This window comes from Thermoanaerobacter sp. CM-CNRG TB177 (assembly GCF_018588165.1).
In the GTDB taxonomy this organism is placed as follows: domain Bacteria; phylum Bacillota; class Thermoanaerobacteria; order Thermoanaerobacterales; family Thermoanaerobacteraceae; genus Thermoanaerobacter; species Thermoanaerobacter thermocopriae.
On record NZ_JAFCAC010000107.1, the window covers coordinates 1 to 391 of the forward strand.

A 391-nucleotide genomic window follows, 5' to 3' on the forward strand; every position below is an offset into this window, starting at 1 on the left:
ACGTCGTGAGACAGTTCGGTCCCTATCCGTCGCGGGCGTAGGAAACTTGAGAGGGACTGCCCCTAGTACGAGAGGACCGGGGTGGACGAACCGATGGTGTACCAGTTGTTCCGCCAGGGGCACAGCTGGGTAGCCAAGTTCGGAAGGGATAAGCGCTGAAAGCATCTAAGCGCGAAGCCCGCCTCAAGACAAGGTTTCCCACCCGTAAGGGGGTAAGACACCTCGAAGACGACGAGGTAGATAGGCCGGGGGTGTAAGAGTGGTAACACTCTTAGCTGACCGGTACTAATCAGTCGAGGACTTGACCATAAGGCTTTGTGCAGTTTTGAGGGTCTAGGATTTCCGGTGGCGATAGCGGAGGGGAAACACCCGTTCCCATTCCGAACACGGA

1 rRNA gene is annotated in these 391 nt (G+C 56.8%); it reads left to right on the forward strand.

Features of this window, described 5'->3' with window-relative positions:
• A 23S ribosomal RNA gene (locus I4N53_RS12205) occupies window positions 1-309 on the forward strand; the annotation flags it as partial.
• Window positions 310-391 lie beyond the last annotated feature (82 nt).